Consider the following 23,035-nt stretch of genomic DNA (forward strand, 5'->3'; position numbering starts at 1 on the left):
AGCGTGCAACGCATCGCGCGCGAATTCACGCCGCGTTATCCCTACCGAAGTCCTCCGCTAGGATTGCGGCGCGGCGCGCAAATGCACGTGCTCGGGCCGCACGCCGAGCGCAAGCAGGCGCGCTGGAATGCCCTGGAGCCATGGCAGCGCGGTGATGAGGCGCACGACCAGCGGCACCTTCAGCGGCCGGTCGCCGCCCTGCAAGGCGCCACTGATGATGTTGTTCTGCACGACCACCTGCATAGCTTGCGTCATCTTCACCGGGAACGCGCGACGGCGCCTGATGGCATCGAGCTCGTGCTCGGACGGGCAGCCATGCTGCAGCTTGTCCGCCAGGAGGTTCGCGGTCGCAACCGCATCCTGCACGGCGAGATTGACGCCGACGCCGCCGATTGGCGACATCGCATGTGCGGCATCGCCGATGCACAACAGGCCTGGCTGCGTCCAGCGCGTCAGACGGTTGATCGCGACGGTGAGCAGCTTGACGTCGTCGAAGCTCTTCACCTCGGCGGTGCCGGAGCGGAGGATCGGCGCCATGCGCACGACGTCGTCGAGCAGCGCCGAAAGTCCCCTCGCCTTCACCGCATCGTACTGTCCCTTGGCGATGACATAAGCGCACTGCCAATAATCGCCGCGGTCGAAGGTGATCATCATCTTGCCGGGCTCGACCCGCGCGAACACGTTCTCGGTCTCTTCGGGTGTGCGGCCGGCGCGAAACCACAGCACGTCCATCGGCGCGCCGATCTCCTCGACGCTAAGGCCGGCGCGCTCACGCACCGTCGAATGCCGGCCGTCGCAGGCGATGGTGAGATCGGCCTCGATGTCGATGATGCCCTCAGGCGTCTTCGCCCGCACGCCGGCGATCGTCTCGCCGCGGCGGATCAGATCGATCGCCTCCGTGCTCATCATCACCTCGAGCGAGGCAAAGCGCCTGCCCGCCTCGCGCAGAAAATTCAAGAAGTCCCATTGCGGCATAAAGGCGATGAAGGGGTATTTGGTATGGAGCCGGCTGAGATCGGCAATGCGCACAGGCGTGCCGCCGAACAGGCCGTCCATCTTTTGCAGGCGCTGGTGCGGCAGCTTCAGGAAGCCGTCGATCAGGCCGAGCTCATCCATCACTTCAAGCGTCGACGGATGCACGGTATCGCCGCGGAAGTCGCGGAAGAAATCCGCATGCTTCTCCAGCACCACGACGTCGATGCCGGCGCGTCCCAGAAGGTAACCGAGCATCATGCCGGCAGGTCCCCCGCCGACGATGCAGCAGCGGACTTTCATGGTCCTGTCAGATTGTGGGTTGGGTGTCACTGCAGACGCGAACCGCGAGGTGAGTATCGATGAAGAGATGTCCGCCGATACTAGCGCGATTCAGGTCAAAGAGAGTCCTAATTATGCAGGGCGCAGGTGGATCAATGCCGGTTGGGAGCAGCAGACCGGCGCCAAATGAAAGGCCCGCTTCGTGCGGGCCTTCCGTGACAATCGCGTTCGACTATTTCTGATCCTCGTTGCTGGTCCCGGACCCCGGACTGCCGATCGGCACCCCATTCGGAGCGCGCCCGGCACCCATGTTTCGCTCGGCCTGAGCTGCCGTGGGCGACTTGCCGGCGGCAGTCGGCGCCTGAACGTTGGGATTGGTCGGGCTGTTATTGGTGTTGATGTTGGCGCCTGTGGTGGTGCCCTGCGTTCCCATGCCGGAGGGAGCCGACGGCCCGGAATTGGCACTGCTGGGTGACGTTCCAATTCCCGCGCCCGATGAGGCCGCAGATCCGCCGCTGGTTCCGCCGGTCCCCGTGCCTGCCGCGGCACCCGCACCTGCGCCACCGCCGCCTGCGCCACCACCACCGCCTCCGCCACCACCGCCTCCTTGAGCAAGGGCGGCCGTCGAAAGCGCAGCACAAGCGATCGTGACGAGGATGGATTTACGGATCATGGATCGTCTCCCTGGTTTGGCAGACAATCCAGCCCGGCAGGAGTTGTTCCTTCCGCGGGGGAAGCGAGCTTCGCGTCTCAGGACTTTGGCGACTTGCGGTCCCACGGCCGTTTGCCATCGGCGTCGCGATCCCATGGTCGCGTGGCCGGAGCCCCCTTCTCATCCTCGGCAGCCTTCGCGCGGTCCGCCTGGACGCGTTCGCGATCGGTGAGAGGTGGGGCTGTGGGAACTGGATTCGTTTGAGCCAGAACCGGAAGCGTCGTAAGGAGCGCGACAATAATGAATTTTGTCATTCCCGGCTCTAGCACTTTCACCTTGGCTTGTCCGATTTAAGTTCGGCCGCTGCGCAAGATCATCCCGTCACAATCGAACAGCGCATCAATTATTGCTCCGGTTCGCGCTCCTGAAGCTCTTGATCTCCGACACGCTGCCGTCGCGATAGGTCAGCTCCACCGAGACGGATTTCGTGCTTGGCGCGAGCTTCATGTAGAGCGGCATGCCGGCGCTGACCGCGCTGGGGTCGCGCATGTCGCAGGGCGGCATCTTCAGCACCTGGTTGGGCACGGCGGTGTCGACGCCGATGCGCACCTCGCGGATGGCGCAGCGGTAGGAGACGAGATGGGTGTAGTAGACGAGCAGCCCGTTGAACTCGCGGAACGACAGCCAGCTCGTCGAGGTCATGTCGAGGATCTTGCGCTGGTCGCGGATCAGCGCGGCCTCGGGATCGAACCTGATCGGGAACGGGCCCTGCATGTCGCCGGACTGATCGACATAACGGACCTCGATGGTGCCAGCCTGCGCATCCGGCGGCAGCTCGATCGACGGGTTCGGCATCCGCTTGCGGGTGCGCGGATCGAGCGTGTCGATGAACCCGGTCTCGCGGAAATCGCCCGTGCCGGCAATGCGCCAGGAAATGCCGAGCGTCGGATCGGCGAAAGAGAAGGTCACGCTCCAGCCGCCATTGTGACGCGAGAAGCTCGCGATCGGCGCGTTGAGGGTCTCCTCCTTGGGCATCTGCGGCACCGACACCGGCGGCAGCGCCGCAAGCTTCGTGGGCGGCGGATCGTCCGAACGCGCGGCGGTGTCCTTGGCGAGGCCGCTGAGGAAGACATCGTCGACCATCTGGTCGAAATAGACCGGCACCTGCCTGTGCTTCACGGTGTCGGCGAGCTCGCTGACGGCACGGCGGGTACGCTGCGCCACCTGCACCAGATTCTCGCCGGGCTTGAGCAGCTCCTTGGCGAAGGTGCGCGTAAACACTGAGTTTGGATTGGCGTCGTCATTGGAGAGCCGATCGAGCGCGGTCTGGCGGGGACCCGCGGAGAACACCGAGAACACGCCCTCGGGCAGCTGGGTCATCGGTGCGAGACCGCCGGCGCCGGCGACCGCGCGGGTGCCCTTGCGCTCGAACGGATTGTTGCGGCAGGCGTCGAACACCAGGATCGAGGTCCGCGCCTTCTTGTTCTGCAGCCGCTCGACGATGCGGTCGGCCAGGATCGAAGCGTCGCGCACCAGCTCCTCCTGCCCTTCCGTCGCAGCCGGCACGTCGGTCGGCAGCAGATAGTTCTGGCCGGCGATCTCGAAACCGTGGCCGGCATAGAAGAAGAACGCGGTGTCGCCGGGCTCGATGGCCTTGTCGAAGGCGAGCAGCGTCTCGGAGAATTGCTGCCGGCTCTGGTTCTCGGCGACCATCACCGAGAAGCCGAGCTGCTTCAGCGTGTCGCCCATGGTGCGGGCGTCGTTGACCGCCTTGAGCAGCTTCGGCACGTTCTTGTAGTCGTTGTTGCCGACGACGAGCGCAACGCGCTTCTCGGCACAGGCGGGCGCTGCGAAACCGCTCAGGCCCGCCGCGAGGCAAAGGGCCGCCAGAATTCTGAAAAGCCGACGCGTCATCGCAAATTTCCCGTTGCAGAACCGGCCCTGCCGCCGATCTTCGAACGGCAGTTCATGGGACCCCCTGCCGCTGTGTGATAGTCGGCCCAGACCTGACGACGGTTCAAGGACCCCGGGGCTCCGATTGTACGATCCGACTATGGCCGATTCCGCTGGAATCTGTTTCCTTTTGGACAATTTCGCCGGAAGCGAGGGGCTGCCGTGTTGCACTGGTGTACGGACGAGGTCGACCCGAAGGATCGCTTCGACTATTGGCGCGAGGTGCGCGCCAAGGGGTTGTTCGGTGTCACCGCCGAGCTCGCGCGCGAGCGGCGCGCGGACTTCTTCGGCGAATTCTCGCTGCGTAAGCTGGGCGGCGCCGGCCTCGTCGAGCTGAAGGCCTCGCCCTACGCGGTCGAGCGCAGCGCGTCGGACATCGCCTATGCCCCGGGTGAGGCGATCTGCGTCTACCAACAGCTCGGCAGCGGCGGCTGGTTCGGCGGCATGCGCGCAAGCGACTTTGCCATTGCCAATGGCAGCTTCGCCACCAGCCATACCGACCTGCCGTACCGCACCGCCCCGCTGGGCACCGGGGGCTTCCACCTGCGGATCCTCAAGATCCCCGTGAGCCACATCCCGGTGCAGGACAAGCGCATGCGCGATCTAGCGCCCCGGACCTTCAACGATCCGGCCCTGGCGCCCCTGCTCGCGGCCTGCTTTGCCGATCTCAACGAAATCGCCGCGGACGATACGGCCTCTGCCGTCCAGTCGTCCTTGGTTCAGGCTTTGGCCCATCTGGCGCTGATCGAGCGCGGCGTCGTGCGGCCCGGCAGCCGGCGGGGACAGCAGGCACTGCGGACCGCCCGCCTCTCGCAGTCCCAGCGGCTGATCGCGCGCCACCTTCAGGACCCCAATCTTGCGCCGGCCATGGTGGCCGACCTGCTCGGCGTCTCCGTTCGTCACCTGCACATGCTGTTCGAGATGGCAGAGAAGAGCTTTTCCCAGACGGTGACCGACGAGCGCCTGAAACAGAGCCGCCGCCTGCTGCGCGAGGCGCCGGAACGGCTGATCGCCGACATCGCGTCGTCGTGCGGCTTCGAGAGCCTGGCGACCTATTACCGGGTGTTCAACGCCGCCTATGGCATGGCCCCAGGTGATTTCCGGGCCAAAGGCACGGACGGCCGTTAGCTGCTGTCTTGGCGGTTGCGGCCAAGCGGAGGGGGCTCGGGGGAAAACCCCAGCCGCGCCCGTGATTTGGGCAAAAACCTCAGGCTTTTTAGGCTCTTCCCGCGCCCGCTCCATTGACTTTGGCCAATTCCCGCCTATGTTCCGGGTCGACGCGGCTCAGATCGAAGAGCGATTCCTGAGCCTTGCGCTTTGTCCGCGTGAGTCAGCACCCCCAGCTTCTTCGAGAGCGCGCCGTTTCGGGGTGGAACGCGACAGCCTTATTACCCTCGATTCCGAACGGCGGTTTCGACCAGAGGCTCAATGTCCTTTTCAGATCTCGGACTGTCCGAAAAAGTCCTCGCCGCAGTGGCGGCCACCGGTTACACCACCCCCACCCCCATTCAGGAACAGGCGATCCCCCACGTCCTCGCACGCAAGGACGTGCTCGGCATCGCCCAGACCGGCACCGGCAAGACCGCGGCCTTCGTGCTGCCGATGCTCACCATCCTCGAAAAGGGCCGCGCCCGGGCGCGCATGCCGCGCACGCTGATCCTCGAGCCAACCCGCGAGCTGGCGGCCCAGGTGAAGGAAAACTTCGATCGCTACGGCGCCGGCCAGAAGCTCAACGTCGCCCTCCTGATCGGCGGCGTCTCCTTCGGCGACCAGGATGCCAAGCTGATGCGCGGCGTCGACGTGCTGATCGCCACCCCCGGCCGGCTGCTCGACCATACCGAGCGCGGCGGCCTGTTGCTCACCGGCGTCGAACTGCTCGTCATCGACGAAGCCGACCGCATGCTGGACATGGGCTTCATCCCCGACATCGAGCGCATCTGCAAGCTCGTTCTCTTCACGCGGCAGACCCTGTTCTTCACCGCGACCATGCCGCCGGAAATCCGGCGCATCACCGAAGCCTTCCTGCACAATCCGCAGAAGGTCGAGGTCTCCAAGCCCGCCACGACCGCCGTCACCGTTACGCAAGCCCAGGTGCCCGCCGGCCGCGAGGCGCACGAGAAGCGCGAATTGCTCCGCCGTTTGCTACGCGAGGCCAAGGACCTCAAGAACGCGATCATCTTCTGCAATCGCAAGCGCGAGGTCGCGATCGTTCACAAATCGCTGCAGAAGCACGGCTTCAGCGTCGGTGCCCTGCACGGCGACATGGACCAGCCGGCCCGCATGGCCGCGCTCGACCAGTTCCGCAAGGGTGAGCTGCCCCTCCTCGTCGCCTCCGACGTCGCCGCCCGCGGCCTCGACATTCCCGAGGTCAGCCACGTCTTCAATTTCGACGTTCCCCACCACGCCGACGATTACGTCCACCGCATCGGCCGCACCGGCCGCGCCGGCCGAACCGGCACCGCGATCTCGATCGTGACACCGCTCGACCAGAAGTCGATGGCGGCGATCGAGAAGCTGATCGGCCAGAGCATTCCGCGCGCCGAAGGCGACTATGACGTCCACGCCGAAGCGGGCGAACAAGGCGAGCGTCCGCGCGAGCAGCGCGGCCGCGAGCGTTCACGCGGCGGACGCGGCAAGCCGCAGCGCGGCGAGCGGCGCGGTCATGACCGCGAGCGCAGCCACGAGCCGCGCGAGGCGCGTGGCGAGGCACGGGCGGCTCCCGAGGCGAGGCCGGCACGCGAGGCACGGCCTCCGCGCGAAGCCAGGCAATCATCCGAGCCGCGCAATGGTGTGCGCCCGCAAGCGAATTCGTCGCATGTGCCCTCGATCGGCCGTCCCGAGCCGCGCCGCCAGCGCGAGATCGACAGCGAGCCGGGCGATCACTCGCATCTGCCGGCGTTTCTTCTGCGGCCGGTGCGCTCCCCCGCCGGCGCCTGAAGCGCGCTGGCGCGCCAGAGTTCGGTTGAAGATCCTTGATCTGCAATTTTTTGGATGCCCCCGTGAACGTATATTTACGGGGCGTTCACGATCGTCCGTTAGCCTACGAACATAATTTAAGGATTGCTGCGGTCGATGGCGCGTCGGCCGCTGTGGGGATGTTCAGTGATCAAGGTACTCGACGAACACGAACGCACCCTGGCGTTCGCCGAGGTGGCGCTCGGTCAGATCCGATCGCTTCGACAGACGGCCATTCCCCGCAATTACGAGATCTGGTACGTCTACGCCACCGGCTACAACGCACCGCTCAACAAGATCATCAATGAGACGCTGGCGCGCAGCGGCAAGCTGACCGAGGCCGATCTCGAGCAGATCTACGAGACCTATCTCTCCCACATCAAGACCACCGACCGCATCGACAAGGTCGGCGCGCGCGTCGTCGGCGAGATCGACGACGTCGTGAAGGTGTTGGGCGAGGCGCTCGGCATGACCGGGGCCTACGATACCAGTCTGTCGGATGCGACCGAGAAACTGTCGTCGGCCGAGAACCGCGACCAGGTCAAGGCGATCGTCGAGGCGCTGCTGCGCTCCACCAGCGAGATGCGCGAGACCAACAAGGCGCTCGAAGACCGGCTGACGCTGTCGAAGAACGAGATCAGCAATCTCCAGCAGAGCCTGGAGGCGATCCGCGCCGAAAGCCTGACCGATCCGCTCACGGGCCTGGGAAATCGCAAATATTTCGACCGCATGATCGGCATGGCAGTGCAGAGCGCGCTCGTCTCGGGCGAGCCGCTGTCGCTGCTGCTGTTCGACATCGATCACTTCAAGTCGTTCAACGATTCCTACGGCCATCTCACCGGCGACCAGGTGCTGCGGCTCGTCGGCCTTTCGCTGAAGCAGACCATCAAGGGCCAGGACATCACGGCGCGCTACGGCGGCGAGGAATTCGCGGTCGTTCTCCCCAACACCGCGATGCGCCAGGCACTGACGGTGGCCGATCACATTCGCCGCGCCGTGATGGCGAAGGAATTGAAGAAGAAATCGACCGGCGAGATCCTCGGCCGCGTCACCATCTCCGTCGGCGTCTCCATGCTCAGGGAGGGCGACGACACCGACGCGCTGATCGAGCGTGCCGACGCCTGCCTCTACGCCGCCAAGCGCAACGGCCGCAACCGGGTGATCTGCGAAGCCGATCCGGAATTCGCGATCGAGAGCCACAGCCGGGTGGCGTGACGTTCATCCTCGCATCTGTAGGGTGGGTTAGCGCAGCGTAACCCACCTCTTGTCTATCAAGATGTATGAAGTGGTGGGTTACGCTGCGCTAACCCACCCTACGCATCGCCTTCCTGGCAACCTTCTTCGCCACACCCTTCTTCGGCGCAACCTTCTTCTTCGCCGCCGCCTTCTTCGCCTTCGGTCGCTTCTTCACCTTGGCGCGCTGCGCGGCAGTGAGCGCCGCCCTCGCCCATTGCGCAAGCTCCTGGGAATCGTCGAACAGGCGCGCCGGCAGCTCCCAGTAGGAATTCACAACCACGGTCTTGGCGCGGGTCGAATACTGGAACGGCTTCGAGCCTTCGGCCTCGAAGTCGGGAATGGTCGTCTCGTCGGCGCGAAAGAACAGGCCGGCGCGCAGCGACAGCGCGAAATTGACGCCGTCGGCGGAGATGCCGTAGCCGGAGAACATTTTCCGGATGGTGACCGGGCCGAAATCAGCGAACAGGTCGATCAGGAATTCGCGGTCCATCGGAGGCTTCCCTGCGCAAGCAAGTGAGCCTTCATAGCATTTCCGTCATTGCGAGCGAAGCGCAGCAATCCAGACTTCCGCCGCGGAGGCAGGTTGGATTGTTTTGTCGCCAGCGCAAAATGCTCGCAATTTTGTCGCGGGCTCCTCGCAGTGACGCTGGAGAGTCTACCCGTCGATCTTTGCCGGCCGCAACTCGACCGATTCGCCGCAACCGCAGGCGGAGACCTGGTTAGGATTGTTGAAGACGAACTGGGCCTGCATCTTGTCGGCCTTGTAGTCCATCTCGGTGCCGAGCAGGAACAGCACGGCCTTGGGATCGACCAGGATCTTGACGCCCTTGTCCTCGACGACCTCGTCGGTCGGGCGGATGTCGTGGGCGTATTCGACCGTGTAGGACTGGCCGGCGCAGCCGCCGTTCTTCACGCCGACGCGCAAGCCCACGATCTCCGAGTCCGCGCGTTGGGTCAGCTCGGTGATGCGCTGGGCAGCGGCATCCGTCAGCCGCATCACCTGCGGGCGCGGGCGCCGCGGCTTCGGAGTGGATGCTGGTGTCGAGCCTGACGAAATCTGGGTCATGTTGTCTATGTGGTCCGTTGCGGAGCGAATTCAATGCGGCCCGAGGGCGTCACCACATGTTCAGCACGAGGCGGGCCTCGTCGCTCATGCGTTCCGGCGACCACGGCGGCTCCCAGACGACCTTGACGTCGACCACGCCGACGCCGGGCACGCTCGCGACCGCGTTCTCGACCATGGTCGGCAGCTCGCCGGCGGCCGGACAGTTCGGCGTCGTCAGCGTCATCTGCACGTCCACGGAACGGTCGTCCTTGATCTCAACCTTGTAGATCAGGCCGAGCTCGTAGATGTCGGCGGGGATTTCCGGGTCGAACACGGTCTTGAGCCCGGCGATGATCTCGCGGGTCAGCCGCTCGGTCTCCTCCGGCGGCAATGCCGAATGGGTCTCCATCGGATTGGCTTTGATTTCGGCCGTGTCACTCATGCAAACAAATCCCGCGCCTTCAGCAGCGCCTGTGCCAGATGATCGACTTCTTCCCGCGTATTATACATGCCGAACGAGGCCCGGCAGGTGGCCGTGACGTTGAACCGCTCTAAAAGCGGCATGACGCAATGGGTGCCGGCGCGCACCGCGATGCCCTGGCGGTCGATCACGGTGGCGACATCGTGGGCGTGCGCGCCCTTGAGCTCGAAGGAGATCACGGGGCCCTTGCCCCGCGCCGTGCCGATCAGCCGCAGCGAGTTGATCTCGCGCAGGCGCTCCTGGGCGTAGGCGGTGAGGTCGGCCTCGTAGGCGGCGATGCGTTCCTTGCCAATGGAGTTGACGTAGTCGATGGCGGCGCCAAGGCCGACGGCCTCGACGATCGCAGGCGTGCCCGCCTCGAACTTGTGCGGGGGATCGCCGTAGGTGACGACGTCGCGCGAGACCTCGCGGATCATCTCGCCGCCGCCGTTGAAGGGGCGCATCGCGACGAGGTGGTCGTACTTGGCCCAGAGCACGCCGATGCCGGTCGGACCATAGACCTTGTGACCGGTGAAGACGTAGAAGTCGCAGCCGAGGTCCTGGACGTCGACCGGCAGATGCACGGCGCCCTGGCTGCCGTCGACCATTACCGGAATGCCGCGGGCGTGGGCGATCCTGACGACGTCCTTGATCGGCACGATGGTGCCGAGCGCGTTCGACATCTGCGTGATCGCGACCAGCTTGGTCTTCGGCGTCAGCAGCTTCTCGAACTCGTCGATGAGGAAATTACCCTCGTCGTCGACCGGCGCCCATTTGATCACCGCGCCCTGCCGTTCCCGCAGGAAGTGCCACGGCACGATGTTGGAATGGTGCTCCATGATCGAGATGACGATCTCGTCGCCTTCCCCGATATTGGGGGCGCCCCACGAAGACGCGACCAGGTTGATCGCCTCGGTCGCGTTGCGGGTGAAAATGACTTCCTCGGTGCGCGCCGCGTTGATGAACTGCGCCACCTTGGTGCGGCCGCCCTCATAGGCTTCGGTCGCGGCATTGGCGAGGTAGTGCAGGCCGCGATGCACATTGGCGTATTCGGACCTATAGGCCTGCGTCATGCGGTCGAGCACAGCGCTCGGCTTCTGTGCCGAGGCGGCGTTGTCGAGATAGACCAGCGGCTTGCCGTAGACCTGCATGGCGAGCGCCGGGAAATCCTGGCGCACGCGCGCAACGTCATAGGCGCCGTTCTTGACCGCCGGATGCGTGCTCATGACCGCCGCTCCAGCCAGCGCTCGGCGATGCCGATCACGTGCTCGCGCAAAGTATCATCGGCGATCTGCTCGATCGCCTCGCCGACAAAGGCCTGGATCAGCAGCGCCTGGGCCTGCTTCTCCGGCAGGCCACGGGCCTTCAGGTAGAACAGCAGACTGTCGTCGAGCGCGCCGGCGGTGGCGCCGTGGCCGCAGGAGACGTCGTCGGCAAAAATCTCGAGTTCGGGCTTGTTGTCGGCCTCGGCCTCGTCCGAGAGCAGCAGCGCGCGCGTCATCATCTTGCCGTCGGTCTTCTGCGCGTCGGGACGGACGATGATGCGGCCCTGGAACACCGAATGGGCGCGGTCGTCGATCACCGCACGGAAGATCTCGCGGCTGACGCAGTTCGGCACGGCATGGTCGACCACCAGCGTGGTGTCGCCGTGCTCGGTCTTCTTCAGGAGGTTGACGCCGTTGACCGAGAGCTCGCTGCCCTCGCCCGCCAGCGTAATGAAGCCCTGCAAGCGGCTGACCGCAGCGCCGCTGGTCATGTTGAAGACGTTCAGCTTGGTGTTGGCGCCGACGGTAACGAACTGCGAGGTGATGTTCACCGCATCGGCGGCATCGTCCATCAGGCGGATATGCGCGACGTCGGCGTCGTCGCCGACCGAGATCATAACGGCGTCGTTGACCTGGTAGGCCGCAGCGCCGGCGGCGACGAAGCTCTCGATGATGGTGGCGCGGGCGCCCTTCCCGATCGCCACCTGCGAGCGGGTGAAAGCCGAGGCCGATGCGGCGGTCGCAACATGGATGATCTGGATCGGCGCAGAGAGCTGCGTTCCATCCGCGATCGACAGCACCACGCCGTCGGTCGCCAGCGCCGCGTTGACCGCGATCACGGCATCGGTGGACGCGGTCTTGAGGAGACCGGCATCCTTATCCAGCGTCTCGCGCAGAGTCTTGAAGCCGACCTCGGACGCAAGCGCCTTCACGTCTGAAAGCTCAGCCGCGAACACGCCGTCGACCAGCACCAGCTTGCGGGCGCCCGCGATGGCATGCGCCTTGACCGCGTCCGCGGCGCGCTTCAGCGCGGTCGCATCGGGCACGGCCGCCAGCGGCAGCACCTCGCCGACCAGCGCGCGCAGGTCGGTGTATTTCCATTCCTCGATCCGGCGGTGCGGCAGACCGAGACGCTCATAGGTCTCGAACGCCTCGCGGCGCGCCGCCATCACGTCAGGCGAACCCGGCAGGCGGCCTTCGGCGCTGGCGAAGAGATCGCTCACCGCGCGGCCGCTCCCGGTCTTTGCCACAGCAACGTTCATCTTAAAATTCCTTACGCGGCATCCTCGAACTGGGCGTAGCCGGAGGCTTCCAGCTCCAGCGCCAATTCCTTGCCGCCGCTCTTCACGACGCGGCCCCTGGACATCACGTGCACGACGTCGGGCACGATGTAGTTCAGCAGCCGCTGATAATGGGTGATGACGACCATCGCGCGCCCCGGCGAGCGCAGTGCGTTGACGCCGTCGGCCGCGATGCGCAGGGCGTCGATGTCGAGGCCGGAATCCATCTCGTCGAGGATGCACAGGCTCGGCTCGAACAGCGCCATCTGCAGCACCTCGTTGCGCTTCTTTTCGCCGCCGGAGAAGCCGACATTGACGCCGCGCTTGAGCATGTCCTGCGGGATGTTCAGCGACTTCGAGACTTCGCGGACCTTCTTCAGGAAGTCCGGCACCATCAGCTCGCTCTCGCCGCGCGCCTTGCGCTGCGCGTTCAGCGCCGTGCGCAGGAAATTCATGGTGGTGACGCCGGGGATCTCGACCGGATATTGGAACGCCAGGAACACGCCCTTGGCGGCGCGCTCGTCGGGATCCATCTCCAGCAGGTCCTCGCCCCTGAACAGGATCTGGCCGTCGGTGACCTCGTAGCCGGGCTTGCCGGCGATGACGTGCGAGAGCGTCGACTTGCCGGAGCCGTTCGGCCCCATGATCGCGTGCACCTCGCCCTCGTTCACGGTCAGCGTCAGCCCGTGGAGGATCTCACGCTCCTCGACACGAACCTTGAGGTCTTTCACTTCAAGCAAAGCCATAATGTTTTTCCATCTATCCCCTCATCCCAGGGAGCGCCGCAGGCGCGTCTCGAAGGATTGAGGCCACCAATCTTTCCGGTATCCATCCTTCGAGGCGGCCGCTTGCGCGGCCTCTTCAGGACGAGGTCCGAGCTAGCCGACCGACCCTTCGAGCGAGATCGAGATCAGCTTCTGCGCTTCCACCGCGAACTCCATCGGCAGCTGCTGCAGCACGTCCTTGACGAAGCCGTTGACGACGAGGCCGACCGCTTCTTCCTGGCTGAGCCCGCGCTGGATGCAGTAGAACAGCACGTCCTCGGAGATCTTCGAGGTCGTCGCCTCGTGCTCGAAAGTCGCCGAGGAGTTCTTGGCCTCGATGTATGGCACCGTGTGCGCGCCGCATTTGTCACCGATCAGCAGCGAGTCGCAGGCGGTGAAGTTGCGCGCGCCGGTCGCCTTACGATGCGCGGTGACGAGACCGCGATAGGTGTTCTGCGACTTGCCGGCGGCGATGCCCTTGGAGATGATCCGGCTCGACGTGTTCTTGCCGAGATGGATCATCTTGGTGCCGCTATCGACCTGCTGGAAGCCGTTCGAGATCGCGATCGAGTAGAACTCGCCGCGGGAATTGTCACCGCGCAGGATGCAGCTCGGGTATTTCCAGGTGATGGCGGAGCCGGTCTCGACCTGGGTCCAGGAGATCTTCGAGTTGGCGCCACGGCAGTCGCCACGCTTGGTGACGAAATTGTAGATGCCGCCCTTGCCTTCCGAATTGCCGGGATACCAGTTCTGCACCGTCGAATACTTGATCTCGGCATCGTCGAGGGCGACGAGCTCGACCACGGCGGCATGCAGCTGGTTCTCGTCGCGCTGCGGCGCGGTGCAGCCTTCGAGATAGGAGACGTAGGAACCCTTGTCGGCGATGATCAGCGTGCGCTCGAACTGGCCGGTGTTGCGCTCGTTGATGCGGAAATAGGTCGACAGCTCCATCGGGCAGCGCACGCCCGGCGGCACATAGACGAACGAGCCGTCGGAGAACACCGCCGAGTTCAGCGTCGCGTAGAAATTGTCCGAGGTCGGAACCACCGATCCCAGATATTTCTGCACCAATTCAGGGTGCTCGCGGATCGCCTCCGAGATCGGCATGAAGATCACGCCGGCCTTCTTCAGCTCGGCCTTGAACGTGGTCGCAACCGAGACCGAATCGAAGACAGCATCGACCGCGATCTTGCGGCGCGCCGGATCTTCCTCGCCGGGCTTGGGCTCGACGCCTTCGAGCATGGCGACTTCCCGCAAGGGGATGCCGAGCTTCTCGTAGGTCTTCAGGATCTCCGGATCGATCTCATCCAGCGAGGAGACCGTCTTCTTCGGCTTCGGCGCCGCGTAGTAATAGAGGTCCTGGAAGTCGATCTTCGGATAATCGACGCGCGCCCAGGTCGGCTCCTGCATGGTCAGCCAGCGCCGATAGGCCTCCAGCCGCCACTGCAGCATCCAGGCGGGCTCGTTCTTCTTCTGTGAGATGAACTTTACGATCTCCTCCGACAGCCCCTTGGGGGCCTTCTCGGAGTCGATCAGGGTTTCAAACCCATAACGATACTGGTCGACGTCGATGCGCTTCACGCGCTCGACCGTCTCTTGTACGGCTGGCATTCCATCCTCCGCTCGCGGTTTCAAGGACCGCGGTGGATCAAACTCGGACGAGTATTACGATATTTCTCTGCGGAAAGCACGGGCTTAGAACCGTTCAAGCCGTGTTTCATCGCTCAACCCTTAAGTAGGGTATTACCAAGCTTTCGCCAAGCCTCTAACGCCCTATTGATGTCCGCCGGTTCCGTGCACCAGCCCAGACTGAGACGCACCGCTCCCTGGGCCACCACGGGATCATAGCCCATCGCCGACAGGACGTGAGACGGCTGGACCTTACCGGAGGAACAGGCGGAGCCGGAAGACACCGCGACGCCCTCCAGATCGAAGCCGATCACGGCGGTTTCGGCCTTGAGGCCTGGTGCGGTGAAAAGGACGGTATTGGGCAACCGTGCCACGTCTTTCGCAAAGACTGTCGTGCCGGGAACGTCGCGGACGCCATTTTCCAAGCGATCTCTGAGACTTGCCATACGCTTCACATCTTCCGGCAGAGCCTGAAGCGCAGCCTTCACCGCCGCGCCAAAGGCGGCGATCCCGGCAGTGTTCTCGGTTCCGGCCCGGCGGCTGAGCTCCTGCCCGCCGCCCCGCAGCACCGGCTCGAGGCCGCTTATCCCATTGGCCATCGCCAAGGCGCCGACCCCCTTGGGGCCGCCGATCTTGTGCGCAGAAAAGGTCGCAAGGTCGGCGCCTACTGAATTGATATCGAACGGTATTTTGCCCAGCGCCTGGATCGCATCGACATGCAGCAAGCCGACGGCCTCGTGGACGATGGTTGCAGCCTCCGTGACGGGCTGAAGGGCGCCGGTCTCGTTGTTGGCGACCATGATCGAGACCAGGGCCGGCGGGCCGCCCTTCAGCAGCGCCTTCAAATGATCGAGGTCGACCAAGCCGGAGCGCGTGACCTGGATCAGCCCGATCTTGTCCGCCGGGAACCGGCCGCCGGCCAGCACCGAGGCGTGCTCGACTGCCGAGACCAACAGCCGCTCGACAGGTGCGCCGGAGGGGCCCCGCAAACCCGGCGAGAGCGCCAGCGCATTGGCCTCGGTTCCAGCGGAGGTGAAGACGACGTTGCGCGGCTGCGCCCCCACCGCAGCGGCAAGTGTCGCGCGCGCCTCTTCGACCAATCGCCGCGCCTCCCGCCCCTCGGCATGGACGGAGGATGGATTGCCGACCAGGTCGAAGGCGGCAACCATCGCGGCCCGCGCCTCGGGGCGCAGCGGCGTGGTCGCATTCCAGTCGAGATAGACACGGTTCGGCATCTGGCCCTCTTAGCACCTTTTGTCGTTCGGCCAATCGGAGGGCGTGCGCTCGTCAGGCCGGCTGCTGCTCCATCCTCGCAACACTTGGCGGCACCGCGCGCAACCCGAACAGCGGCCGCAGCCAGGCAACGCGCCGGACGATCTCATAGGTCGCCACACATGTGAGCGCAGTCCCGACGATGACAATGGACGCTTCGATTCCAGCCGACAGCCCGCTGTCGTGCAATTGATGCGCAATCACGATGATCGCGGTCTGATGCACGATGTAGTACGGGAAGATCGCGTCGGTGAGATAGCGCCGCGCCGGGCTGTCGGCTGTGAAGGTGCGCCGCGCAAAGCCCAGCACGACGGCGATCGCGAGCCATTGATAACAGCCATAGGCCGAGGCGGCGAACCACTTCAGCATGGGCGATGGCGCAAACAGGCCGGCGCGTACCAGGATGAAACCAGCGAAGCAGGCGGCGGCCGCCAGCAGGGCCGCCCAGCGCAGGCGTTCGAGTTCGCGCCAGATCCCCTCTTGCTTGGCCAGCAGGAAACCGATCAGGAAGGCCGTGGCGTGGTCCGCGTGGTTGTACCAGTCGCCAAACAGCGCGTGTGTCGACGGGAAAGCCGGGAACAGCACCAGGCGCCAGGCCGCATACAGCAGGCAGGGCGCGATCAGGAGCCATGGGCCGGTGAGCGCACGAGCCAGCTTTCGGCCAAGCCAGTCAGCGCCGGCCGGCCATAACGCGAGCACGCCGATCAACGCCATGGTGTAGACCCACAGATAGACCACGAACCAGAGGTGGTTCCAGGTTGGCAACACCATGCACGGCTTCGGACAGAATTGCGCGCCAAAGGCAAAGTAGTGCCTGGCGTAGAAATCGAAGAAGCCGGCGGGATAGCCGAGGCTTTCGACGATCTGGAGATAGGCCTGCGGCGGCACGATCACGAGCATGCCGAAGATCAGCGGGATCAGGAGCCGCGCCGATCGCGCACCGGCAAGCGAGGCGAGGCTGGACTTTCCGAGCATGAAGCGGGTGGCAACCCCTGACACCAGGAACAGCAGCGATAGCCGCCATGGGTTGAGGAAGAGCATCACCGGTTCCAGCCACGTCAGCCGGTGCGCGCTCTTAATGTGAAATCCCCAGGACACGTAGAGCATGCCGACGTGGTAGAAGATGAGCAGCGCGAAGGCTAAAATCCGCACCCAGTCCAGGTCGATACGCCTTTCAGAGCTTTGGGATTGCTGTGGTGTTGTCATGGTTTTCTGCTCCTTGACGGGACGACAAACGCGGTTTCGGGGCCAGGACTGACGAAAATGGCTGACACCGAAAATGCTCCGCCTGCGGCGCGCGTCGAGCCGGTTTGGGATCAGAATCGGATACGAGGGGATGAGCCGCCGGCGGCTGGGACGAGTCGCGGGACTTTCGGGATCAGCGGCGGTGACCGGATGATGTTCGCAGCGATCGCGGCCGTCGCGCTCGTGATCGGAATCGTCAATGCGTTTTCGTTCGCCCAGGACGCGGCCTGGCGCGGCGACAGCTACGACATCGGCCGGCGGCTGTTCTGGGAGATGTCGAGCATCGCCGTCATCCTGCTGTTGCTGCCGATCCTGGTCTTGGCGGTCCGCCGCATGCGCCGGACAGCCGGCCTCGCCGCCCAGGCGGCCATCGGGGCGATCGCCCTGCTCGGCTTCTCCACCCTCCACATCACCGGCATGGTCTGGGTGCGGAAGCTCGCGCTCTGGCTCGCCGGCGGCGCCTACGATTTCCGTTTCTCGCTCGCGACGGTCCTGTATGAATTCCGCAAAGACGCCGTGGCCTTTGTTCTGATCGCCGCCACAATCTGGCTGCTCGAAAGCCGGCGTGAGCTGAAGAACGCGGCAGTCGCATCGTCGGCGCCGCCCACCCCGCAGCAGCCATCGTCCCCCGATCTGATCTGGCTGCGCGACGGCACCAGCCGCATTCGGGTGGTGCCGCGCGATATCCTCTGGGTCGCGTCAGCCGGCAATTACATCGAATACAGCCTCGCCGACGGCACCCAGCACCTCATACGGGGCACGCTGGCAGCGGCGGAAAGCGAGCTGGCGCGCTTTTCCATCGTTCGCGTCCACCGGACCAAGCTCGCCAATCTCGACCGGGTGCGCGGCGTGGACCTCAAGCCATCAGGGGATTTCGAGCTCGCCTTCGACAACGGCCAGACGCTCGGCGGCAGCCGGCGTTACCGGCCGGCGGTCGCATCGCTCGGAAGCCGAACCGCGCCAGCGGGAATCGCCCCAGGCTCCCCCTAAACAATCGTGATTTCAATAAGTTGGATAGCACCCTTCGGCAGGACGGCCGGCTCTTGCCGTGCTTCGGTTGATTCAGGCAGGTCCAGGTCGCGGCAGGCAAGCCAGAGATGACAATGCAATGACTGGCTAAGCTCTTGAGCTGATTGAGAGATGTCGAAGAAGCTTGCTTTTTGACCCTGGCCTTGTGTTAGAAGCGCGCGTCAGTTCACCTGCGCGCCACTCGCGCATCATCCGAGGGCGCGCCTCTCCACCCTTCATCCGTGCTCTCGTCGGCGGCAACGCTGCGAGAGCCACAATCGGACGATTGCGCAGGGATCACCTCCAAGGGACTTAGATCAGAGATCATCGATGCCTGAAGTCATTTTCACCGGCCCCGCCGGCCGCCTCGAGGGCCGCTATCACCCGGCCAAGCAGAAGAATGCGCCGATCGCGATGATCCTGCATCCGCATCCGCAGTTCCACGGCACGATGAACCATCAGATCGTGTACCAGTGCTACTACGCCTTCGCCCATCGCGGCTTCTCGGTGCTGCGCTTCAATTTCCGCGGCGTCGGCCGCAGCCAAGGCGCGTTCGACCACGGCACCGGCGAATTGTCGGATGCGGCCGCCGCGCTCGATTGGGCGCAGACCATCAATCCCGAGGCTCGCGCCTGCTGGGTCGCCGGCTTCTCCTTCGGCGCCTGGATCGGCATGCAGCTCTTGATGCGCCGCCCCGAGGTCGAGGGCTTCATCTCGATCGCGCCGCCGGCCAACCTCTACGACTTCTCGTTCCTCGCGCCCTGCCCGTCCTCAGGTCTGATCGTGCATGGCGAGAAGGATGCGGTGGTCCCGCCCAAGGACGTCAACACGCTGGTCGAGAAGCTGAAGACCCAGAAAGGCATCGTGATCGACCAGCAGATCATCCCCGGCGCCAACCACTTCTTCGACTCCAAGCTCGAGCCGCTGATGGAAACCATCACGGCCTATCTCGACATGCGCCTCGCCAACGTGCGGTAATATCTTCCGACGTGGATGGGTTCGCGGCATGGCTGCGAACCCATCACGCTGGAGATTTGCGAGCGATGAAGGCGTATCTGGTTCTTGATCTCTCGGTGAACGACTACGCCGGATTCAAGACTTACATCGCTGAAGTTCCGGCGTTCATCGCCAAGCACGCAGGGCGATACATCGTCCGCGGCGTCGAGCCGACAACGATTGAGGGCGACTGGGCGCCCGAGCGTCTCGTCATCATCGAATTTGCGGACCGCGAGAAGGCTCAGGCCTTCTTGGATGATCCTGAGATTCAACCCCTGTTCAAACTGCGTCAGGCGACGACGACCAGCAGGCTGCTGCTCGCGGATGGGTGCATCTGATCGCAGCAACTGACTACGCCAGCTTGAGCGCGACGATCCCAATCAAGACGAGCGCGATGCCGGCAAGCTTCATCGCGCTCAAGCTCTCGCCGAACAGCACCACGCCCATCAGGAACGTGCCAGCCGCGCCAATGCCGGTCCACACCGAATAGGCGACGCCGACCTCGAGCACCTTCAAGGCGCGCCCGAGCAGGAATACGAAGGCGGCGAGCAGCACGAGCGAGGCGATGCTCCAGCCGGCGCGCGTGTAGCCTTCGGCATATTTCATGGTGATCGCCCAGCCGACGTCGAGCAGGCCCGCGATCACCAGCATGAGCCAAGCAAGGGATTGCGACATCGGACGGGGCTCACGCCGCGAGCTTGAGCAGATGCGCGTCGTGGCGAATGAGGAAGGCGCGCAACAATTGCGGATAATCCGCCCCGACCGCGCTGCGCACGCTCGGGCGCTTTGCGAGCTCGGCGCGCCAGGCGCGCACCTTCGGCACGTCGTTGAAAATGCCGTGCGCGGTCAGTTCGTCGAACAGATCGAAGTAACGGAAGACAGGTGCGAACACCGCATCGACCAGACTGAACGCCTCGCCGGCGAAGTACGGGCCCGCGCCGAGCGCGGCCTCGACCCGCGCGAATTTTGCCGCGAGTGCCTGGCGCTTGCTCTCGAAGATCGCCGGATCGGTCGTGGTTTCCAAGCCCCAGAGGTCGCCGAGGATCGCTGAGCCGAACTCCATCCAGGCGCGGTGCTCGGCGCGCTTCAGCGCGTCGACCGGATGCAGCTTCGCGCCGCCTTGGGTTTCCTCGATGTATTCGCAAATCACGTTGCTCTCGAACAGCGCGACCTCGCCCTGCTCCGTCGTCACCACCAGCACCGGCACCTTGCCGAGCGGCGAGAGCTTCAAGAACCAGTCCGGCTTGTTGGCGAGATCGATGTCGATCCGCTCGAACGGCACGCCCTTCTCCTTCAGCGCGATCACCGCGCGCTGAACATAGGGACAAAGCTTGTGGCTGATCAGTTTCAGTGAAGCGGGCGTATTAAGCGAAGATGTCATGGCAACGATCCCGGCGGTTAGATGCAATTGCATCCAATATAGATGCATCTGCATTCACTCGTCAAGATCGATGCATTCGCATCAACCGAGCGTGATCCTCAGGCAGTCATCTTCAGGGCCTGGCGATCACCCCGCCGGTCATCGGCATCGGCACGCCCGTGGTCGCGGGATAGGACAGCGGCAGGCCCTTCATGCCGCGGACCGCGAGAAAGCCGAAGGCCTGGGCCTCGATGGCGTCCGAGGCCCAGCCGAGCGTTTCGGCCGCCTCGACCGTGGCCGAGCCCACCCGCTCCCGCAGCATCCGCAGCATGGTGAGGTTGCGGGCACCGCCGCCGCAGACGATCCAGCTGCGCGGCCGCCGCGGCAACAGCGGAATGATGCGGGCGATCGCGGCCGCGGTGAAGGCAGTCAGCGTCGCCGCGCCGTCGGCAGGCAGCACGTCGCCAAGCCGCAGAGCCGCAAAATCGTTGCGGTCGAGCGATTTCGGCGGCGGACTTGCGAAGAACGGCAGCTCCAGCGCCCGCGCGATCCAGGCTTCGTCCACTTTGCCGAGCGCGGCGAACTTTCCTTCGGCATCGAACGACTGGTTCATGGTGCGGTACATGAAATCGTCCAGCAACGCGTTACCGGGGCCGGTGTCGCAGGCGATCAACGCATCGTTGCCGTCGATATAGGTGATGTTGGAGACGCCGCCGATATTAACCACGACGGTCGGCCCTTCGCGCTCCAGCGAATGGGCGAGCGCGCGGTGGTAAACCGGCACGAGCGGGGCGCCCTGCCCGCCAGCCTCGACGTCGGCGGCGCGGAAGTCGTGCATCACGGGAATATGGATGGCCCTTGCGAGCGCCGGCGCGTCGCCGATCTGCACCGTTAGCCGCCTCTCGGGCCGGTGCAGCACGGTCTGGCCGTGGAAGCCGACAATGTCGACGTCCTCCGCCCTCATCCGATTCTGGGCGAGGAAGGCCGCGACCGCTTCGGCATGGGCCTGCGTCACCGCACGCTCGGCATCGCCCAGACTGCCCGGGCGGGCGTCGCGTTGCTGCAGATGCACGGCCTCGCTCAGCGCCTGGCGCAGCAGGTTGCGCTCGGCCGGGCCGTAGGGCCGGTAACCGGACGGTCCGAACGCCTTCACCTGTTTTCCGTCGGTCTCGATCAGCGCGACATCCACCCCGTCCAGCGAGGTGCCGCTCATCAAACCGAGTGCCGTCAACATCATGGACCAGCATCCTCAAGAGACCCGCGCTGGCATGCCGATCTTGTGCCAGAGGGGCACATCTTATAATGCCAACGCGCCAAGTGGCGGGCGGCCAACCGGGTTCCCGCGGAAGACCCTTAAATTGCCCCCAAAACGGTAAACCAAGAATTGTCAGGCACGCCGACAGATGACTGCATTTAAATCGGATTTCCTCAACACCCTGCAGGAACGTGGATTCATCCACCAATGCTCCGATTTCGAGGGGCTGGACGCGCTCGCCGCCAAGGGCGAGGCCACCACCTATGTCGGCTACGATTGCACCGCCCGCTCGCTGCACATCGGCAATTACCTGACCATGATGATGCTGCACTGGCTGCAGCAGTCCGGCAACAAGCCGATTACGCTGATGGGCGGCGGCACCACCATGGTGGGCGATCCCTCCGGCAAAGACGAGACGCGCGCGATGCGCACCATCGCCGAGATCGAGGCCAACAAGGAATCAATCCGCGGCGTGTTCGCCAAGGTGCTGCGCTACGGCGAAGGCAAGAGCGACGCGGTCATGCTCGACAATGCGGAATGGCTGACCAAGCTGAACTGGATCGAGATGCTGCGCGACGTCGGCCGGCACTTCTCGGTCAACCGCATGCTGACCATGGATTCCGTGCGGCTGCGCCTCGAGCGCGAGCAGGAGATGAGCTTCATCGAGTTCAATTACATGGTTTGCCAGGCCTACGACTTCGTCGAGCTGGCCAAGCGCACCGGCTGCCGCCTACAGATGGGCGGCTCGGACCAATGGGGCAACATCATCATGGGCGTCGATCTCGGCCGCCGCATGGGCACCCACCAGCTGTTCGCGCTGACGACGCCGCTGCTGACGACCGCCTCGGGCGCCAAGATGGGCAAGACCGCGCAAGGCGCGGTGTGGCTCAACGCCGACCAGTTCAGCCCTTACGACTTCTGGCAATACTGGCGCAACACCGAGGACGCCGACGTCGGCAAGTTCCTGAAACTGTTCACGACACTGCCGATGGCCGAGATCAGGAAGCTCGAGGCGCTCGGCGGCTCGGAGATCAACGAGGCCAAGAAGGTGCTCGCAACCGAAGCGACCGCGCTGCTGCACGGCCGCGACGCCGCGAACGAAGCCGCCGAGACCGCGCGCCGCACCTTCGAGGAAGGCGCGCTTGCCGAGAGCCTGCCGACCGTGGAAATTCCGCGCGGCGAACTCGACGCCGGCCTCGGCGTGCTCAACGCCTTCGTCAAGGCTGGCCTCGTCGGCTCCAACGGCGAAGCGAGGCGCCAGATCAAAGGCGGCGGCCTGCGCGTCAACGACGCGCCCGTCACCGACGAGAAGATGGCGCTGTCGGCAGGCCACCTGACGCCGGAAGGCGTGATCAAGCTGTCCTTTGGCAAGAAGAAGCACGTGCTCATCAGGCCTGCATAGGCGT

22 protein-coding genes are annotated in these 23,035 nt (G+C 64.6%); 7 read left to right on the forward strand and 15 right to left on the reverse strand.

Annotation, left to right across the window (positions count from 1 at the left end; all coding sequences use genetic code 11):
• Positions 1 to 57 precede the first annotated feature (57 nt).
• The 3 genes from I6F36_RS07195 to I6F36_RS07205 all read right to left on the reverse strand — a co-directional run bounded on the left by I6F36_RS07195 (position 58) and on the right by I6F36_RS07205 (position 3,820).
• Positions 58 to 1,275, reverse strand: a complete 1,218-nt coding sequence (locus I6F36_RS07195) for an FAD-dependent oxidoreductase (RefSeq protein WP_225156026.1) — start codon at positions 1,273 to 1,275, stop codon at positions 58 to 60.
• Positions 1,276 to 1,486: 211 nt separating this feature from the next.
• Positions 1,487 to 1,927 (reverse strand): hypothetical protein, encoded by a 441-nt coding sequence (locus tag I6F36_RS07200; protein ID WP_225141822.1) that lies wholly within the window; start codon positions 1,925 to 1,927, stop codon positions 1,487 to 1,489.
• A 378-nt stretch (positions 1,928 to 2,305) separates the two neighbouring features.
• The gene (locus tag I6F36_RS07205) at positions 2,306 to 3,820 is read right to left on the reverse strand and encodes a caspase family protein (protein ID WP_225171212.1); all 1,515 of its coding nucleotides are present in this window, start codon (positions 3,818 to 3,820) and stop codon (positions 2,306 to 2,308) included.
• Positions 3,821 to 4,021: 201 nt separating this feature from the next.
• On the opposite strand from I6F36_RS07205, the gene I6F36_RS07210 reads away from it, so the two are divergent.
• The 3 genes from I6F36_RS07210 (at position 4,022) to I6F36_RS07220 (ending at position 8,029) form a co-directional block, all read left to right on the forward strand.
• Positions 4,022 to 4,987, forward strand: coding sequence for a helix-turn-helix domain-containing protein (locus tag I6F36_RS07210; protein WP_085968757.1), 966 nt, complete (start codon positions 4,022 to 4,024; stop codon positions 4,985 to 4,987).
• 300 nt (positions 4,988 to 5,287) lie between these two features.
• Positions 5,288 to 6,796 carry a DEAD/DEAH box helicase gene (locus I6F36_RS07215; protein ID WP_225171213.1) on the forward strand — a complete coding sequence of 503 codons (1,509 nt, stop codon included), beginning with the start codon at positions 5,288 to 5,290 and terminating at the stop codon, positions 6,794 to 6,796.
• 165 nt (positions 6,797 to 6,961) lie between these two features.
• Positions 6,962 to 8,029: a GGDEF domain-containing protein gene (locus I6F36_RS07220; protein ID WP_036033560.1), complete on the forward strand. Its 1,068-nt coding sequence runs from the start codon at positions 6,962 to 6,964 to the stop codon at positions 8,027 to 8,029.
• Between the two features lie 88 nt (positions 8,030 to 8,117).
• Here I6F36_RS07220 and I6F36_RS07225 read toward each other — a convergent pair whose 3' ends face one another.
• From I6F36_RS07225 to I6F36_RS07265, 9 genes are all read right to left on the reverse strand, one after another.
• Complete coding sequence (locus tag I6F36_RS07225; protein WP_225171214.1) at positions 8,118 to 8,540, reverse strand: TfoX/Sxy family protein; 423 nt, start codon at positions 8,538 to 8,540, stop codon at positions 8,118 to 8,120.
• A gap of 165 nt (positions 8,541 to 8,705) precedes the next feature.
• On the reverse strand, positions 8,706 to 9,116 hold the full coding sequence (locus tag I6F36_RS07230) for an iron-sulfur cluster assembly accessory protein (protein WP_074447904.1): 411 nt from the start codon (positions 9,114 to 9,116) through the stop codon (positions 8,706 to 8,708).
• 49 nt (positions 9,117 to 9,165) lie between these two features.
• Entirely contained in the window at positions 9,166 to 9,537 is a 372-nt protein-coding gene (locus I6F36_RS07235; RefSeq protein ID WP_018641712.1) for an SUF system Fe-S cluster assembly protein, read from the reverse strand.
• A complete protein-coding gene (locus I6F36_RS07240) occupies positions 9,534 to 10,781 on the reverse strand; it encodes a cysteine desulfurase (RefSeq protein WP_225171215.1) in 1,248 nt (415 codons plus the stop codon). Before I6F36_RS07240 ends, I6F36_RS07235 begins: the two co-directional genes overlap by 4 nt.
• Positions 10,778 to 12,082: a Fe-S cluster assembly protein SufD gene (gene sufD, locus I6F36_RS07245; RefSeq protein WP_225140351.1), complete on the reverse strand. Its 1,305-nt coding sequence runs from the start codon at positions 12,080 to 12,082 to the stop codon at positions 10,778 to 10,780. The genes I6F36_RS07240 and sufD overlap by 4 nt, the downstream gene beginning before the upstream one ends.
• Positions 12,083 to 12,093: 11 nt before the next feature.
• The gene (gene sufC / locus I6F36_RS07250; RefSeq protein ID WP_035999976.1) at positions 12,094 to 12,846 is read right to left on the reverse strand and encodes a Fe-S cluster assembly ATPase SufC; all 753 of its coding nucleotides are present in this window, start codon (positions 12,844 to 12,846) and stop codon (positions 12,094 to 12,096) included.
• A gap of 132 nt (positions 12,847 to 12,978) precedes the next feature.
• Positions 12,979 to 14,475 (reverse strand): Fe-S cluster assembly protein SufB, encoded by a 1,497-nt coding sequence (gene sufB, locus I6F36_RS07255; protein ID WP_225113990.1) that lies wholly within the window; start codon positions 14,473 to 14,475, stop codon positions 12,979 to 12,981.
• Between the two features lie 113 nt (positions 14,476 to 14,588).
• Positions 14,589 to 15,728 (reverse strand): cysteine desulfurase family protein, encoded by a 1,140-nt coding sequence (locus I6F36_RS07260; RefSeq protein ID WP_225171216.1) that lies wholly within the window; start codon positions 15,726 to 15,728, stop codon positions 14,589 to 14,591.
• A gap of 52 nt (positions 15,729 to 15,780) precedes the next feature.
• Positions 15,781 to 16,971 carry an acyltransferase family protein gene (locus I6F36_RS07265; RefSeq protein ID WP_225171217.1) on the reverse strand — a complete coding sequence of 397 codons (1,191 nt, stop codon included), beginning with the start codon at positions 16,969 to 16,971 and terminating at the stop codon, positions 15,781 to 15,783.
• A 189-nt stretch (positions 16,972 to 17,160) separates the two neighbouring features.
• On the opposite strand from I6F36_RS07265, the gene I6F36_RS07270 reads away from it, so the two are divergent.
• From I6F36_RS07270 to I6F36_RS07280, 3 genes are all read left to right on the forward strand, one after another.
• A complete protein-coding gene (locus I6F36_RS07270; protein WP_225171218.1) occupies positions 17,161 to 18,000 on the forward strand; it encodes a LytTR family DNA-binding domain-containing protein in 840 nt (279 codons plus the stop codon).
• A 348-nt stretch (positions 18,001 to 18,348) separates the two neighbouring features.
• Positions 18,349 to 18,996 carry an alpha/beta hydrolase gene (locus tag I6F36_RS07275; protein ID WP_035999994.1) on the forward strand — a complete coding sequence of 216 codons (648 nt, stop codon included), beginning with the start codon at positions 18,349 to 18,351 and terminating at the stop codon, positions 18,994 to 18,996.
• A 65-nt stretch (positions 18,997 to 19,061) separates the two neighbouring features.
• Positions 19,062 to 19,352 (forward strand): DUF1330 domain-containing protein, encoded by a 291-nt coding sequence (locus I6F36_RS07280; RefSeq protein ID WP_225125548.1) that lies wholly within the window; start codon positions 19,062 to 19,064, stop codon positions 19,350 to 19,352.
• A 13-nt stretch (positions 19,353 to 19,365) separates the two neighbouring features.
• Here I6F36_RS07280 and I6F36_RS07285 read toward each other — a convergent pair whose 3' ends face one another.
• The 3 genes from I6F36_RS07285 to I6F36_RS07295 form a co-directional block, all read right to left on the reverse strand.
• A complete protein-coding gene (locus tag I6F36_RS07285) occupies positions 19,366 to 19,689 on the reverse strand; it encodes a multidrug efflux SMR transporter (protein WP_225156017.1) in 324 nt (107 codons plus the stop codon).
• Between the two features lie 10 nt (positions 19,690 to 19,699).
• Positions 19,700 to 20,395 carry a glutathione S-transferase family protein gene (locus tag I6F36_RS07290; RefSeq protein WP_225156016.1) on the reverse strand — a complete coding sequence of 232 codons (696 nt, stop codon included), beginning with the start codon at positions 20,393 to 20,395 and terminating at the stop codon, positions 19,700 to 19,702.
• Between the two features lie 112 nt (positions 20,396 to 20,507).
• A complete protein-coding gene (locus I6F36_RS07295) occupies positions 20,508 to 21,611 on the reverse strand; it encodes an anhydro-N-acetylmuramic acid kinase (protein WP_109143901.1) in 1,104 nt (367 codons plus the stop codon).
• A 166-nt stretch (positions 21,612 to 21,777) separates the two neighbouring features.
• Here I6F36_RS07295 and tyrS point away from each other — a divergent pair, with 166 nt between their 5' ends.
• On the forward strand, positions 21,778 to 23,031 hold the full coding sequence (gene tyrS / locus I6F36_RS07300; RefSeq protein WP_128261852.1) for a tyrosine--tRNA ligase: 1,254 nt from the start codon (positions 21,778 to 21,780) through the stop codon (positions 23,029 to 23,031).
• Positions 23,032 to 23,035: the final 4 nt, after the last annotated feature.

It is taken from the genome of Bradyrhizobium sp. BRP19 (assembly GCF_020194195.1).
Lineage (GTDB): Bacteria > Pseudomonadota > Alphaproteobacteria > Rhizobiales > Xanthobacteraceae > Bradyrhizobium > Bradyrhizobium yuanmingense.

Coding starts and splice junctions, on each gene's coding strand:
- I6F36_RS07200 (WP_225141822.1), bottom strand. CDS start 1,927: ATGATCCGTAAATCCATCCTCGTCACGATCGCTTGTGCTGCGCTTTCG.
- sufC (WP_035999976.1), bottom strand. CDS start 12,846: ATGGCTTTGCTTGAAGTGAAAGACCTCAAGGTTCGTGTCGAGGAGCGT.
- I6F36_RS07270 (WP_225171218.1), top strand. CDS start 17,161: ATGATGTTCGCAGCGATCGCGGCCGTCGCGCTCGTGATCGGAATCGTC.
- I6F36_RS07295 (WP_109143901.1), bottom strand. CDS start 21,611: ATGATGTTGACGGCACTCGGTTTGATGAGCGGCACCTCGCTGGACGGG.
- I6F36_RS07230 (WP_074447904.1), bottom strand. CDS start 9,116: ATGACCCAGATTTCGTCAGGCTCGACACCAGCATCCACTCCGAAGCCG.
- I6F36_RS07265 (WP_225171217.1), bottom strand. CDS start 16,971: ATGACAACACCACAGCAATCCCAAAGCTCTGAAAGGCGTATCGACCTG.
- I6F36_RS07260 (WP_225171216.1), bottom strand. CDS start 15,728: ATGCCGAACCGTGTCTATCTCGACTGGAATGCGACCACGCCGCTGCGC.
- sufD (WP_225140351.1), bottom strand. CDS start 12,082: ATGAACGTTGCTGTGGCAAAGACCGGGAGCGGCCGCGCGGTGAGCGAT.
- I6F36_RS07280 (WP_225125548.1), top strand. CDS start 19,062: ATGAAGGCGTATCTGGTTCTTGATCTCTCGGTGAACGACTACGCCGGA.
- I6F36_RS07195 (WP_225156026.1), bottom strand. CDS start 1,275: ATGAAAGTCCGCTGCTGCATCGTCGGCGGGGGACCTGCCGGCATGATG.
- I6F36_RS07240 (WP_225171215.1), bottom strand. CDS start 10,781: ATGAGCACGCATCCGGCGGTCAAGAACGGCGCCTATGACGTTGCGCGC.
- sufB (WP_225113990.1), bottom strand. CDS start 14,475: ATGCCAGCCGTACAAGAGACGGTCGAGCGCGTGAAGCGCATCGACGTC.
- I6F36_RS07235 (WP_018641712.1), bottom strand. CDS start 9,537: ATGAGTGACACGGCCGAAATCAAAGCCAATCCGATGGAGACCCATTCG.
- I6F36_RS07285 (WP_225156017.1), bottom strand. CDS start 19,689: ATGTCGCAATCCCTTGCTTGGCTCATGCTGGTGATCGCGGGCCTGCTC.
- I6F36_RS07215 (WP_225171213.1), top strand. CDS start 5,288: ATGTCCTTTTCAGATCTCGGACTGTCCGAAAAAGTCCTCGCCGCAGTG.
- I6F36_RS07290 (WP_225156016.1), bottom strand. CDS start 20,395: ATGACATCTTCGCTTAATACGCCCGCTTCACTGAAACTGATCAGCCAC.
- I6F36_RS07225 (WP_225171214.1), bottom strand. CDS start 8,540: ATGGACCGCGAATTCCTGATCGACCTGTTCGCTGATTTCGGCCCGGTC.
- I6F36_RS07205 (WP_225171212.1), bottom strand. CDS start 3,820: ATGACGCGTCGGCTTTTCAGAATTCTGGCGGCCCTTTGCCTCGCGGCG.
- I6F36_RS07275 (WP_035999994.1), top strand. CDS start 18,349: ATGCCTGAAGTCATTTTCACCGGCCCCGCCGGCCGCCTCGAGGGCCGC.
- tyrS (WP_128261852.1), top strand. CDS start 21,778: ATGACTGCATTTAAATCGGATTTCCTCAACACCCTGCAGGAACGTGGA.